At 40.2% G+C, this 14,718-nt stretch carries 14 protein-coding genes and 1 pseudogene; 5 read left to right on the forward strand and 10 right to left on the reverse strand.

From position 1 onward, the window contains the following. Positions 1-11: 11 nt before the first annotated feature. From ACP69Y_RS12230 to ACP69Y_RS12240, 3 genes and pseudogenes are all read right to left on the reverse strand, one after another. Positions 12-1,178 carry an ATP phosphoribosyltransferase regulatory subunit gene (locus ACP69Y_RS12230; RefSeq protein WP_425918640.1) on the reverse strand — a complete coding sequence of 389 codons (1,167 nt, stop codon included), beginning with the start codon at positions 1,176-1,178 and terminating at the stop codon, positions 12-14. Between the two features lie 212 nt (positions 1,179-1,390). After that, positions 1,391-1,615, reverse strand: a pseudogene (locus tag ACP69Y_RS12235) (Lrp/AsnC ligand binding domain-containing protein); the annotation flags it as partial. A 22-nt stretch (positions 1,616-1,637) separates the two neighbouring features. Continuing rightward, a complete protein-coding gene (locus ACP69Y_RS12240; protein ID WP_425918641.1) occupies positions 1,638-1,955 on the reverse strand; it encodes a hypothetical protein in 318 nt (105 codons plus the stop codon). A gap of 315 nt (positions 1,956-2,270) precedes the next feature. Here ACP69Y_RS12240 and ACP69Y_RS12245 point away from each other — a divergent pair, with 315 nt between their 5' ends. Then, entirely contained in the window at positions 2,271-2,801 is a 531-nt protein-coding gene (locus ACP69Y_RS12245; protein WP_425918642.1) for a hypothetical protein, read from the forward strand. Between the two features lie 48 nt (positions 2,802-2,849). Here the strand turns inward: ACP69Y_RS12245 and ACP69Y_RS12250 are convergent, their stop codons facing one another. Further along, positions 2,850-3,884 (reverse strand): type I glyceraldehyde-3-phosphate dehydrogenase, encoded by a 1,035-nt coding sequence (locus ACP69Y_RS12250; RefSeq protein WP_425918643.1) that lies wholly within the window; start codon positions 3,882-3,884, stop codon positions 2,850-2,852. A 428-nt stretch (positions 3,885-4,312) separates the two neighbouring features. On the opposite strand from ACP69Y_RS12250, the gene alaS reads away from it, so the two are divergent. From alaS to csrA, 3 genes are all read left to right on the forward strand, one after another. Beyond that, positions 4,313-7,327, forward strand: coding sequence for an alanine--tRNA ligase (alaS, locus tag ACP69Y_RS12255; protein ID WP_425918644.1), 3,015 nt, complete (start codon positions 4,313-4,315; stop codon positions 7,325-7,327). A 66-nt stretch (positions 7,328-7,393) separates the two neighbouring features. After that, a complete protein-coding gene (locus ACP69Y_RS12260; RefSeq protein WP_425918645.1) occupies positions 7,394-8,674 on the forward strand; it encodes an aspartate kinase in 1,281 nt (426 codons plus the stop codon). A 250-nt stretch (positions 8,675-8,924) separates the two neighbouring features. Next, positions 8,925-9,188: a carbon storage regulator CsrA gene (gene csrA / locus ACP69Y_RS12265; protein ID WP_067723263.1), complete on the forward strand. Its 264-nt coding sequence runs from the start codon at positions 8,925-8,927 to the stop codon at positions 9,186-9,188. 66 nt (positions 9,189-9,254) lie between these two features. On the opposite strand, the gene rnhB is transcribed toward csrA, so the two are convergent. After that, positions 9,255-9,833 carry a ribonuclease HII gene (gene rnhB / locus ACP69Y_RS12270; RefSeq protein WP_425918646.1) on the reverse strand — a complete coding sequence of 193 codons (579 nt, stop codon included), beginning with the start codon at positions 9,831-9,833 and terminating at the stop codon, positions 9,255-9,257. Positions 9,834-9,897: 64 nt separating this feature from the next. Next, positions 9,898-10,290, reverse strand: coding sequence for a hypothetical protein (locus ACP69Y_RS12275; RefSeq protein WP_425918647.1), 393 nt, complete (start codon positions 10,288-10,290; stop codon positions 9,898-9,900). 223 nt (positions 10,291-10,513) lie between these two features. On the opposite strand from ACP69Y_RS12275, the gene ACP69Y_RS12280 reads away from it, so the two are divergent. Beyond that, positions 10,514-11,068, forward strand: a complete 555-nt coding sequence (locus tag ACP69Y_RS12280) for a cytochrome b (RefSeq protein WP_425918648.1) — start codon at positions 10,514-10,516, stop codon at positions 11,066-11,068. Between the two features lie 80 nt (positions 11,069-11,148). Here ACP69Y_RS12280 and ACP69Y_RS12285 read toward each other — a convergent pair whose 3' ends face one another. The 4 genes from ACP69Y_RS12285 to ACP69Y_RS12300 all read right to left on the reverse strand — a co-directional run bounded on the left by ACP69Y_RS12285 (position 11,149) and on the right by ACP69Y_RS12300 (position 14,549). Beyond that, complete coding sequence (locus ACP69Y_RS12285) at positions 11,149-11,442, reverse strand: hypothetical protein (protein WP_425918649.1); 294 nt, start codon at positions 11,440-11,442, stop codon at positions 11,149-11,151. Between the two features lie 166 nt (positions 11,443-11,608). Then, positions 11,609-12,610: an adenosine deaminase gene (locus tag ACP69Y_RS12290; protein WP_425918650.1), complete on the reverse strand. Its 1,002-nt coding sequence runs from the start codon at positions 12,608-12,610 to the stop codon at positions 11,609-11,611. Positions 12,611-12,689: 79 nt separating this feature from the next. Next, positions 12,690-14,012, reverse strand: a complete 1,323-nt coding sequence (locus ACP69Y_RS12295; protein ID WP_425918651.1) for an NCS2 family permease — start codon at positions 14,010-14,012, stop codon at positions 12,690-12,692. A gap of 384 nt (positions 14,013-14,396) precedes the next feature. Next, positions 14,397-14,549, reverse strand: coding sequence for a hypothetical protein (locus ACP69Y_RS12300; protein WP_425918652.1), 153 nt, complete (start codon positions 14,547-14,549; stop codon positions 14,397-14,399). Between the last annotated feature and the right edge of the window lie 169 nt (positions 14,550-14,718).

Consider the following 14,718-nt stretch of genomic DNA (forward strand, 5'->3'; position numbering starts at 1 on the left):
AATTCACATCATTAAATCTTTTCGACTGTCCACTCACCTACCACATTCACCAATTGATGCGTTGCATGCGGTACCGAGTTTAAACTGTCCTTGCCGAGTAATTGGATTACGCCAAAGCCTTGTGTACGTGCATTTGAAATTGCCTTAAGCAAATCAGCGTCAGTACCCTTCGGTGCAACAACTACATTTAAATCTTTAAATTGACCTGCACTTAATGCATATAAGTCGCACGAAAAACCTGTTGCAGGACGCGCACGACCAAAATGTTCGCCAATGCCGTCATAGCGACCGCCTTGAGCCAACGGCGCCGCACGGTTTGGTGCATACACTGCATACATTAAACCAGTGTGATAATGGTATGAACGCAACTCTACAACATCTATACCAATATGCAGATTTGGCCAACGTGACTGAATTTCAGTTTGCGTTGTTTTCAAAGCGTCAAATGCTTGCTTGAAGGCTTCATCAGCAAAAATTTCAGCACTTAAATTGGCTTGTAATGCATCTAGGTCACTTGAATAACGACCTAGCGTATAAAAATCTGCACCAAATTTTAATTCTTGGGTAAATTCTGCAAGTTCAGGTAATGCTTTACGTTGATAAAGGTCTGAAAGATGACTTTCAACAGCTTTAGTCAAACCCGCATGTTTCACCAAACTACGGAATAGACCGACATGACCCAAATCTAGATGGATTCCGTCTGCCAAGCCCGCCGTTTCGATCAGACTCAGCATCACGTCAACCATTTCAACGTCTGCATCAATACTGTCTGAACCGAAAAGCTCCGCACCTAACTGGAGGGGTGCACGTGTGGTATTAAACCCTTGAGGTTTGGTGTGTAAAACCGTGCCAGCGTAGCAATAACGCGCCACCCCTTCGACTGGATGTACATGCGCATCAATACGAGCCACTTGTGGTGTCATATCGGCACGCACACCAAGTAAACGACCCGATAACTGGTCGATGACTTTAAAAGTGGCTAAGTCTAAATCTTGATTCGATTCTGAAAGAGAAGATAGAGATTCGATGTATTCGATAAATGGCGTGTACACCAATTGATAACCTCGAGATGCGAGGAAATCTAGTGCATCACGACGCAAAGTTTCAATCACTTGCGCCTGTTCTGGTAATACATCAGCTACACCATCAGGTAATAACCATGTCTCTGAAATGGGCATGTTGTAAACCTAAATTCTGTCAGAGCGGAAGTTATCCGCATAAAAAAATCGGGAGCACACCCGATTTCTCCTAGTCTAGCACGATAGTTTTAGCTGTGCACCTGACTTTTTCACAAAAAATAGCGGAATACTTATTGTTTAATCAGACAAAAATCGCCCGATTCGATTAAAGCGCCCCTACAGTTTAAATATCATACTGAATCAATCCATTATCAGGTTAATGGCAACTCTGTAGTCTGCTTAATCTTCTGTAATAGAATTTCAGTTTTCAAATTTTGCAGACCTGAAATTTTATTTAAATGATAAATCTGAAACTTACGGCATGCCTCTAAATCAGCCACCACAATCCGTAAAAAGAAGTCACAATCCCCTGCCATCAACTGACATTTTAAGACTTCAGGCATATCCTGAATCGCATCGACAAACTGGTCGACTGTTATTTAACTTCAAAGAATGAAATTATATGGAAGATCGATCTGAGGAATTAACTGCCTTTGCCAATAAACCGACCAATTCGGCATTTTGCAACTCTACCTGACTCAGCTTGGTTGTGGTTTTATCAATCACTTCTTGCTGAATATGCATTTTCTTGGCCAGGTCCTGCATAATTTCCAAAGTTTTTTTGAGATTTTCTTCCAGATGAATCACTTTTTTTTCGAGTTGTTGATTCAGCTGGATTTCACTGAGTGCAGCACCTTGATTGGTAAATTGCGCCCAAATCAAAAAGATCACTGCTATAGCTAAAAGGAGAATAAAACCCCAGATAAATATCAACATAATATGCATTTCTCTTATCTTATTTAGTTTTTATTCACTATCATAACGAATTAATCATCTAAATTTTCAAAAATTCGTTTAAGTTCAGCAACTATTTCGTTTAAGTTCAGCAACTATTTTGATCTATCGACCTAATTTCTAAGTCACCAATGACACAGCCAACACATTCATTCAAAAAACACTTCCCAAATAGCCACAATACATTGTATTTTATTCACCAATAACGCAAATATTCAGTTGTCATTTACAACCGTTAAAAACAATCATTATTTATCAGCATTTTATGCTTTCAGCATCTCGGGGTCTGCACTCACCATGGAACTTCACAGCAACTTATATTTTAAACATCCTAACCCAGAAATCATGAGTAAATTAGATCGCCTCTTTCAAGAACATCAGGGCAATGCTGAAATATTCAAACAAATTGCGGTCACCATCAATCCAACCGAAGGTGAAGAACTTGCTCAAGATATCATTGACCAGGTAGATCAGGTTGAATATGACTTAGGGCCAGAATCACTGTACCGTTTTGAAGGATATTCGATTGCTCACTTTGTGCATGGTTCATCGGGTGATGAATTCATGGAAGCCATTTTAAACTTCTTAAAAAGCTTAGTTCCTGACATCCATACACAAGCTTGGGGTTGTGGTGATGATGACCCGTGGGAATTTTGGTTTAAATTTGAAGGTGATGAACTTATTCGTGAAGATGATGAACCCTTCAATGACCCTGATGAAGATCAACAAATTCAATCTTCCATATATGCATGGTGGCACAAAGACATGCCGAAAGAAATCCAAGAGGGCTTCTTAAACGATCCAAATTACATCAGTGAAGAAGAATAGTCTTTTTCTCCAACAGAGGCTGATTAAGCGTTTAATCAGCCTCTGTTTTTATATGGATTTTGATGTAAAGGATTCACACAAATCAAGCAAGCGATTGGCATAACCCCATTCGTTGTCATACCAGGCAAATACTTTCGCTTGATGTCCAACCACCATGGTTTGGCTTAAATCTACAATTAAAGAATAGGGTGAATGATTAAAATCAGACGATACCAAAGGTTCATCTGTCACATCCATAATTTCCGCATAGTCATGACGTGCCGACTTGACCAAAACTTCATTAATTTTGTGCACTGTGACATGCGATTGAGCAACAAAAGTCAAATCAATGGCAGCGACATTAATGGTGGGTACACGAATGGAATAACCATCAATCCGGTCTTCCATTTTTGGCATCACACGTTTTAATGCACCTAATGCTGAAGATGTGGTTGGAATAATATTTTGCCCCGAAGCTCGTGCACGACGCAGGTCACGATGTGCACGATCCAGTACCGATTGATCTGCCGTTACTGCATGGATTTCTGTCATTAAAGCGGTATCAATCCCAAAGGCATCATCAATGATTTTAACCAAAGGAACCAAGGCTTGCGTGGTACAGGAGACGCTGGAAATAATCTGATCGGTGGCTTTGACTTCATGATGGTTTACACCATAGACGATGGCAGCATCGACACTGTCAAAAGGCGCCGCACCAATAATGACCCGCTTTGCCCCTGCTGTAACATGTTTGGTTGCCGCTTCACGTGAACGGAATAAACCGGTACATTCAAGTACGATATCAATATTTAAATCATTCCACGGCAAGCGTTCAGGTTGTTCCTGACAAAATACTTGTACTTTTAATTGCGCCAAACCCGCTGAAATATGTAAAAAAATCTGTTCATTGTCCAGCAATACTTCGACTTTGCCTTTAAAACGTCCATGAGTAGTATCGTACTTAAACAAATGAACTAAAGTCTCTACATCTGCAACATCATTAATCGCAACAATATCAAAATGGAAATCCTTGGGGTTTTCAAACCAAGCACGTAATACATTGCGACCAATTCGCCCGAAACCATTAATGGCTACTCGTTGCATCAGATATCCTTAATTCTTGGGTAGATGTAAACACTTGTATATGTTAATGGATTTCAACTGAAAACCGATACCATTTCTTCGCGTCTATTTATTAAATATAATGCGTTAATAACACCGTATTACCCTGCTGAAGAGGGTTTTACCACAAATCCGCCTCAGAAAAAGCAAGCTAAAAATATTCACTCAAGCATTCGTTAAACTTTAATGGCAGTTTGATGATATAAATTAACGCTTGGATTACCTCAAGATGCCTATACCGCGAATACATACAATTGTCATTAATTCGCCTTAAAGTGATTGGTGCATGCGGCTTTTTCCGTTATAATTTGGCGTTTTAAAATTTTAAGCCCGGTGTATTGGGGCAGTTCATCTTCTATGAAAATGCTCGGTATACTTCTAGCCAATACGAAATATGGAGTGACTTGGTTGTGAGTACTCGTTTTATGACATCAGCTGAAATTCGTGAAGCATTTTTGCGTTACTTTGAATCGCAAGGGCATACACGTGTCGCGTCGAGTTCACTTGTACCCGCCAATGACCCGACTTTATTGTTCACCAATGCCGGGATGAACCAGTTTAAAGACTGCTTCCTGGGCTTGGAAAAACGTGATTATGTTCGCGCAACATCTTCACAAAAATGTGTACGTGCCGGTGGTAAACACAACGACTTAGACAACGTCGGTTATACCGCACGTCACCATACTTTCTTTGAAATGTTAGGTAACTTCTCGTTTGGTGATTATTTCAAACGTGATGCAATCAAATTTGCCTGGGACTTTTTGACAGGCGATGAATGGCTAGCCCTTCCTAAAGACAAACTCTATGCCACGGTTTATCACACCGATGACGAAGCTTTTGATATCTGGAACAAAGAAATTGGTCTAGATGCCAGCCGCATTATCCGTATTGGTGATAACAAAGGCGGTCAATACGCATCAGACAACTTCTGGGCGATGGGCGATACTGGTCCTTGCGGTCCATGTTCTGAAATTTTCTTTGACCATGGTGATCATATTTGGGGTGGCCTACCGGGTACGCCTGAAGAAGATGGAGACCGTTTCATTGAAATCTGGAACAACGTCTTCATGCAGTTCAACCGTACTGCTGATGGTGTATTGCACCCTCTTCCAGCGCCTTCTGTAGATACAGGTATGGGCTTGGAACGTATTTCTGCAGTTTTACAACATGTAAACTCAAACTACGAAATCGACTTATTCCAACACCTACTCAAATCAGCTGCAGAAATCATTGGCATGGATACCACTGCCATTGAAGCCGAAGCTGCTGCAAATAACAACCCTGTTGATTACCCTGCATCTTTAAAAGTTGTAGCGGATCACGCACGTTCATGCTGCTTCCTGATTGCTGACGGTGTAAACCCTTCAAATGAAGGTCGTGGTTATGTACTTCGTCGTATCATTCGTCGTGCCGTTCGTCACGGTAACAAATTGGGTGCGACTGGTTCATTCTTCCACAAAATGTTGCAACCTTTAATCGCAGTGATGGGTGAAGCTTATCCTGAACTTGCAGCCAACCAAGCACGTATCGAAGCGTTATTGCTCAAAGAAGAAGAACAATTCGCAAAAACTTTAGAGCAAGGTTTAAAGATTTTAAATGCCGAGTTAATTGAGACAGCTGCTTACGATTATCTAGAAAAGCAAGGCTATCGAGTAGAGCAGTTAGATAAGGGTGTTGATGCTATTTTGGTTGACAAGAATGGCAATAAACAACTTCTTGAGATTACAAGCTGGAAAGGCTCAACGCACAAAACTTTTGATTTTGCTATTCAGAGAGCTGAAAAAACATTTGCAAATCATATTGAATACAAAAATTTGAAAAAGTATTTGGTATTAATTTCAGGTGAATCTAAAGATAAATGTTTAGAGTATGTTGAAAAATTAAACTCGCATGCGCTAAATCTAATATCAAATTATGAGCTTAAGTTTGCACCTTTCACATCTACAACATTAAAAGGTGAAATCGCATTTAAACTTTATGATACATATGGTTTCCCTGCCGATCTTACAGCAGATGTGGCACGTGAATATAATATCCATGTAGATGAAGCTGGCTTTGAAGTTGAAATGGCTGCACAGCGTCAACGTGCACGTGATGCAGGTAAATTCGCAGTTGACTACAACAGCATTGTAAAAGTTGAAGGCGAAACTCAATTTGAAGGCTATGACGCAACTCAAGGTCAAGGTCAAATTGTTGCAATCTATAAAGATGGCGAACAAGTTGATGAAGTTTTTGAGGGTGACGAAGCGCTCATCGTATTGAACCAAACGCCTTTCTATGCAGAAAGCGGTGGTCAAATCGGTGATACAGGGATCTTCAAAAACGATACCGGTATTTTCGAAGTTCAAGATACCAAAAAATCTGGTGGTGCATTTGTACACCAAGGTATCGTGACCATGGGTAGCCTAAAAGCTTCTCAAAGCGTTGAAGCAACGGTTAAAGCTGACATTCGTGCTGCAACTGCGCGTAACCACTCTGCAACGCATTTGTTACATGCTGCCCTACGTCAAGTTTTGGGTTCACATGTTCAACAAAAAGGTTCACTGGTTGCAAGCGACATCCTGCGTTTTGACTTTGCCAACGACCAACCGGTTACTTTTGAACAGCTTCAGCAAGTAGAACGCTTAGTAAATGCGGAAGTGATTGCTAATACTGCTGTGTCTACCGAGCTTCTGGATATCGAGTCAGCCAAAGCCAAGGGCGCAATGATGCTGTTCGGTGAAAAATACGGTGACGAAGTACGCGTATTGTCTATGGGTTCAATTATTGAGGAGAAAAACTTTTCAATCGAACTTTGTGGTGGTATTCATGTAAAACGTACCGGTGACATCGGTCTGTTCAAGATCACTTCTGAAGGTGGTGTTGCAGCAGGTGTGCGTCGTATTGAAGCGGTGACTGGTACTAAAGCGGTTGATGTGGTGCAAAAAACTGAGCGCAATGTTCAATACATCAATGCTTTGCTCAAAGCACAAAACCATCAGACTGTTGAAAAAGTTGAAGCTATGGTTGAAACTGCACATCAATTGCAAAAACAAATTGAACAATTGAACCAGAAACTTGCGAACTTCCAGGCAGCTGAACTTTTAAGCCAAGTTCAAACTGTTGCCGGTCGTTCGACATTGATTACCACTGTACCAAACATGGATGCGAAATCACTTCGTAACCTGCATGACGGTGTGAAATCTAAATTAGACAACGCAGTCATTGTACTTGCAGCAGTAGAAAGCGATAAGGTCAGCCTGCTGGCCTCTGTTGCAAAAGAATTTACTGCGTCTATTAAGGCGGGTGACATCATCAAACATCTTGCAACCGAGCTAGGTGGTAAAGGTGGTGGTAAACCTGACTTGGCACAAGGTGGCGCGCCACTAAACGAGAAGTTTGCTCCAGTGATGGCAGGTTTAGCTGCCTGGCTTGAGGCAAAATAAGGACTTCACTTTTTGTGTAACGGACCCTGATAGCTATATCAGGGTCATGGCTTTTATGGAACAACTATGGCATTAATCGTTCAAAAATATGGCGGTACCTCTATGGGTACTCCCGAGCGCATTTTAAATGTTGCTCGTCGTGTAAAGCGCTGGCATGACCACGGCCACAAAGTTGTGGTGGTGGTTTCAGCAATGAGTGGCGAAACCAATCGTCTACTCGCTTTAGCGAAGGCCATTACCGAAACCCCTGATCCACGTGAACTCGACCAAATGGTCTCTACTGGTGAACAGGTTACGATTTCTATGTTAGCGATGGCACTTAACTCTATCGGTGTTGAAGCAAAATCACTAACTGGTCGCCAGGTTGGCATTAAAACTGACAGTGCATTCACTAAGGCACGTATCGAAGCGATTGATACTGATGTTTTGACTGAAAATTTAGACGCAGGTAGTGTGCTGGTTGTTGCTGGCTTCCAAGGCTTTGATGAAAAAGGCAATACCACCACTTTAGGTCGCGGTGGTTCAGACACTTCCGGTGTTGCACTTGCTGCTGCATTAAAAGCAGATGAATGCCAAATTTATACAGACGTGGATGGTGTTTATACCACTGACCCTCGTGTTGCACCTAAAGCAAAAAAAGTTGATCGTATTTCTTTTGAAGAAATGCTTGAAATGGCATCTTTAGGTTCTAAAGTTCTTCAAATTCGTTCAGTTGAATTTGCTGGTAAATACCAAGTGCCTTTACGCGTATTATCAAGTTTTGATAATGACAATGATGGCGCATTTGACGAAGACTTTAAACAAAACGTCGGCACTCTTATTACTACTGAATTGGAAGACAACATGGAACAGCCAATTATCTCTGGTATCGCATTTAACCGTGACGAAGCAAAATTAACGATTCTAGGCGTGCCTGATGAACCAGGTATTGCAGCTAAAATCTTATGTCCAATTGGCGATGCTAACGTTGAAGTGGATATGATTATCCAAAACGTTGAAGAAGATGGAACAACTGATTTCACTTTTACGGTGAACCGTAGTGAATTAAGCAAAGCCACAACAATTCTTGAAGATACCGCGAAAAAAATTGGTGCACGTGAAGTTGCAACTCGCTCAGACATCGTAAAAGTATCGATTGTAGGTGTAGGCATGCGTTCGCATGCTGGCGTGGCAAGTAAAATGTTTACTGCTCTAGCGGAGGAAGGTATCAATATTCTGATGATCTCTACCTCAGAAATTAAAATTTCTGTGATCATTGAAGAAAACTATTTAGAGCTTGCTGTGCGTACCCTTCACACTGCTTTCGGTTTAGACCGTGAACATGGCGAATCAAGCGTACGCGTATAATATCGAAAAATATGTCAAAAATTGTCATTGTTAGACACTTTTTAAAAAAGTAGAAAAAAACAGAGCCACTATAGTTTTTCTTATAGTGGCTCTGTTATATTAGCCGTGTGCTTTTGAGAAAATTTTAACAAAAAGGTATAGAGGACGAAGTTTGTCACATTGCTTTGTTAAAATTTTCTTTGATATTTAAGGGTTGTGGTTTTTACATTTTAGATCAATTGCAGGTTTAGCATTTTGCAAGGAGATAAACATGCTGATTCTGACTAGACGTGTCGGAGAAACATTAATGATTGGGGACCAAGTCAGTGTAACTGTGCTTGGTGTTAAAGGAAATCAAGTTCGTATTGGCGTAAATGCTCCAAAAGAAGTATCCGTTCATCGTGAAGAAATTTACCAACGAATTCAACATGAACGCGCTATGCATGAACATCTTCAACATCTCGATCAAGATTATCAACCTTCTTTTGAAGAAGATAATTTCCCACAGAATACCCAGAATGACTTTAATCGTTAAAGATTAAATGTTTTTCTCCTAAAGCGGCTTACATAAGCCGCTTTAAATTTATCTGGCTATTCGTTTTTACTTTTGTTCAAGTAAAGCCAAGGCTTTTTTCACTGGCGCATAACTGCGACGATGCTGATCAATGACACCATGTTGCGCAATTGCCTCGAAATGGGCTTTGGTTGGATAACCTTTGTGTTTAGCAAAACCAAAGTGCGGATACTGCTGATCAAGTTCTACCATTTGATGATCGCGCGTTACTTTTGCCAAAATGCTGGCAGCTGAAATTTCTGCATGCAGGGCATCACCTCCTACTATTGCATCACAGCTCATCATTAAGCCCTGTGGAACTTTATTACCATCCACCAATACATGTTCAGGTTGGATGCTTAAAGCCTCTACAGCGCGACGCATAGCCAACAATGATGCCTGAAGAATATTAATCTCATCAATTTTTTCATGACTCGCTTCAGCAATAGCCCAAGCCAAAGCTTTTTCCTGTATTTCTACAAATAACTTTTCACGTTTTTTTTCAGTGAGTTTTTTTGAATCATTTAAACCCTCAATGGGATTATTGGGATCTAAAATAACCGCAGCTGCAACAACTGAACCTACGAGTGGACCACGCCCTGCTTCATCTGCACCAGCAATTTTCATAACTTATCTGCCTACCTAAAAAAAGAGGCTGAACAAGTCAGCCTATTTATTACTTTATTAACGATTATTGCACTGCTTCCGCGACACAGGCATTAATTGTTTTAGTCACTGCATTTGAAACAATTGTAGTACGTGCAGCTGGGTCAATTGCAGCAGTGGCCAAATCTACCGCTGTTACGCTTTGTGGCGCTTTCTCACTTACACAACCGCAAATTTCAGACTGAATATTTTGTTTTTGAGTTGCAGTCATCAATTTAGTGGCCGTTTGCCATGCAGCAATATTATTCAACTCAGTTGTACATTTTGCATTGATGGCAATTTTAAGTGCAGCATTACCGAGTTGCTGAGTTGCTGATTGCGTGCCTGTTGCACCCGTTGTACCTGTCGTTGTGCCAGTTGACACACATGCACTAAGAGCTAAAGTTAAAGGTGCGAGCACAGCAATTAATTTTTTCACAGTTAAATCCTTTGTTATAAAATCTGTTGAGCATATTCTGCCGAAACTTCCCCCTAGAAGAAATCTATATTTCAAATGAATTTTCCATATGCGGCTTGTCTGTCTAAAAACCATGCAGCTTTCAGCGTTGCAAGAATTATACGCTTCGTTCCATATTCCCTATTTTTTAAAATATGCTATTTGATTAGGATACGCACACTTATAAATTACATGTTGGTATAACATGACAAACACTTCACCATACTATACGCGTACAGCCCAAATGCTTCATTGGCTGATGGCTGTTATTTTTATTGCCGCATGGTTAATTGGTTTTTATAGCGGAAATTTTTTAAGCTATGATGTGGATGGTAGTTTTAAAGGTCAAGTCATCACCTTACATAAGAACATCGCGACAACAATTATATTTCTGGTATTGATTCGTCTGTTTTGGCGCTATACCCATCCTGTTCCAGCACTGCCTGATTCCATGTCTCCTTTCATGAAAGTCATGGCACATCTTGGGCATTTGGCTTTATATTTAATGTTGCTCGCATTACCGATTACCGGCTGTCTGTTTAGCTGGAGTGCTGGACATCCTGCACCTGTTTTATATTTATTTGAAATCCCGCGACTGGTTCAAGACAATCCCGAACTTTTAGCCATTGTTAAGCCTGTACATATTTATTTGTCGTGGTTTGCCGGTTTTCTGGTGATAGGACATATTGCTGCTGCGTTAAAACATCATTTTATAGATAAAGACCATATTTTACGCAGTATGACGCGACAAGAAAAATAGCCAACCTATTTCAGGACTAGACACGTTTAATAAAAAAGCCGCATTCTTTTCACAGATGCGGCTTTTTCTTGTGTTCAAGCTTATTTCAGAGCTTCTTGAGCACACCCCTTAACACTATTTAAGACTGCTTGTTTAATCAGACTATCTTTTGCAGCTTCGCTGACGGATGCCATCGCCAAATCTTTCGCAGACACATCATTCAGCGCATTGTCACTGACACAACCGCAGATCTGTTTTTGCACAGAACTTTGACGTTCCACACTCATAAACAAGGCAGCTGATTGCCAGATTTTTGAATCATTCAATTCACTTTTACATGCCTGCTCTACCACTGGCTTTAACATTTTCTGGATTAAAGTAGCGTTTTTATCCATTGCAAAAACTGCTACGCAACCAATCAACAAAGCAATAACAGCTATCCAGCAAAGACTCTTTTTCAAAATACAACCTAACGCTTTACACGCAATATTCTTTACACAATAATTAAGCAGATTAATGAATAAATCTGCTCAATCCAAAAGTATTTCTTAAAAGAAAAGATTATGCCAAAGCATCAATCTGTTGTGACCATTTTTGTTTTTCTACATCAGAAATAAATGAGGCTGCAAACGAATTTTTAGCCAATTGCTTCAGTTCATCATTGGATAAATCTAAAGCTTCAGCAATCGCAATAAAGTTGTCGTTCATATATCCACCAAAATATGATGGGTCATCTGAATTTACAGTTACATGCACACCTTGCTGCAATAAACGACGGATATTGTGCTGTGCCATATCATCGACAACGCAAAGCTTTAAGTTACTTAAAGGACACACCGTTAAAGGCATTTTTTCCGCAATTAAACGCTGCATCAGTTTCGGATCTTCTTCTGAACGTACGCCGTGATCCACTCGATTTACTTTAAGCAAATCTAAAGCCTCCCAAACGTATTCAGCTGGACCTTCTTCACCGGCATGCGCTACCACTAAAAAGCCTTCTTCACGTGCTTTGGCAAATACCCGTTCAAATTTAGCAGGTGGATGCCCCACTTCGCTTGAATCCAGACCTACCGCAATAATCTGATCTTTAAATGGCAAAGCCTGTTCTAAAGTTTTAAATGCCGCTTCTTCACTTAAATGACGCAAGAAACACATGATCAAATGCGATGTAATGCCGAAGTTTTCTTTTGCATCATCGCAGGCACGTTGTAAACCATTGATGACCACTTCAAATGCAATTCCACGATCGGTATGTGTTTGTGGATCGAAGAACATTTCGGTATGCACAACTTTATCTGCAGCGCATTTTTCAAAATATGCCATCGCCAAATCATAAAAGTCTTGTTCGACCACCAAAACATTTGCACCTGCATAATAAATGTCGAGGAACGATTGCAGGTTATGGAAATTATAGGCCTGCTTCACTTCATCTACAGATTTATATGGAATATCAATATGGTTACGTTGAGCAATAGCGAACATCAGTTCAGGCTCAAAAGTCCCTTCAATATGTACGTGTAACTCCGCCTTTGGCAGCGCTTGAATAAGCTCAAGTTGATTCATATCTTATCCTTATAAAACTTTTTTCAAAAAATAAAAAAGGGTGCAAACTGAGTTTACACCCTATTGTGAATTTGGTGAATTAGCCACCAAATGCAGCAAATTTTAATGCCCAAAGTGCAGCAATAATCCACACCATATATGGAACAGTTTTTGCCTTACCTGTGAATAGCTTGATCAGCGCATAGCTGATGAAACCCATCGCAATACCATCTGCAATTGAATAAGCAAATGGCATAAATACAATGGTCAAAAACGCAGGTACCGCTTCAGTGATATCATCCCATTCAATATGGACGATCCCCTGAATCATCAGCACACCGACAAATAGCAATGCAGGTGCTGTAGCAAAACTTGGCACAGACTGCGCAAGTGGCGCTAAAAACAGGCATAACAAGAACATGATGCCTACTACAACGGCGGTTAAACCTGTACGACCACCCGCCGCAACACCAGCAGATGACTCAATATAAGGCGTTGTTGAAGATGTACCGAGTGCTGCACCAGCAACAATTGCTGTTGAGTCTGCAAAAAGTGCTTTTTTCAAACGCGGCAATTTGCCATCTTTCAGTAAACCTGCACGGTGCGATACACCCACCAATGTACCTGTAGAGTCAAATAAATCAACCAGGAAGAATACAAAAATCACGCCGATCAAGCTTGCAGTAAACAGCCCCTCAAAGTCCATTTGCATAAAGGTTGGTGCAATGGATGGAATCTGTCCCACCACACCTTGAAATTGGTTATAACCCAATGCTGTAGCAATAGCAGTAATGACTAAAATACTGATAATAATTGCGCCACGCACCTTAAACTGGTGCATTACCACAACCATCAAGAAGCCAAGTAAAGCCAGAAGTACTGAAGGTTGTTTTAAATCACCCAAACCGACTAAGGTTGCAGGGTTGTCGACAATAATACCGGCATTTTTTAAAGCAACCAGCGCAAGGAACATACCAATACCGCCACCAATCGCCAGTTTTAATGACATTGGAATCGCATTGACAATGGCTTCACGAATTTTAAACATGCTAATTGCGATGAATACCAAACCTGAAACAAATACTGCAGCCAGTGCAGTTTGCCACGGCACACCCATCCCCATACACACTGAATAGGTAAAGTAAGCATTCAGGCCCATACCAGGCGCAAGTGCAATCGGATAATTCGCAACAAGCCCCATCACCAAACAACCGATTGCGGCTGCGAGACAGGTTGCTACAAAGACAGCCCCATGATCCATGCCTGTTTCGGACAAAATCATTGGATTGACAATAATGATGTAACACATCGTTAAGAAAGTGGTTACACCTGCAAGAACTTCTGTACGAAAACTGGTTTTGTTTTCGCTTAACTTAAATAAGCGTTCAAGCATATTCTCTGAAGATGGATTAGGAGTCGTCATGACTTTACCCCGGTAAGTAAACTTTATGCCGTCAGCACGCTATAAAATTAATGATCCACTAAATCGAATCATCATTAATTTTATAGAGGTCAAAGCAACGGATATGCCAATTGTCCCATTTAAAACAAGTAGATTGAACAATTTTTCATTGCAACTAAAACAGTCAAATGACAAAAATTGTAAACAAAAAAGCTGCATAAAAGTTATGCAGCTCTACGTAGCTTAAATAAATCAAATACTTATTAAATAAATATGATGACTCAATTAGGGTCGTGGCAAATTATAGCACAATGATTTTTTATTGTTTCTAAAATTTATTATTCTATAAATTTCAACAAGATATCTATATTTTTAAATTCATTAATCAGCACTTAACAACTAAAGTTAACTGGATTTAGCAATAAAGTGAGATGAAAAATGAACTGAAACGACTTCACTGTCATTATTAAGAATAAAATTATGAGGATGGGAATCTACAATATTGAAGGACTGATGGGTATCCTGCATCAGCTGATTAACTTCTTTCTTTTTTTTCATTTCTGAATCCTGATATACCCAATATCCGAGCACTATCACGGCAAAAATGATGATTGGAATCAATAACTTATTCATAACGAAATTTTATTATTCAGGAAGCTTTTTATCATCATAACAAATAACCCTAATAAAGTGTGATGAAAATCACACTTTTTAAAATCATTTTCTG

The organism is Acinetobacter sp. TSRC1-2 (genome assembly GCF_049895885.1).
In the GTDB taxonomy this organism is placed as follows: Bacteria; Pseudomonadota; Gammaproteobacteria; order Pseudomonadales; family Moraxellaceae; genus Acinetobacter.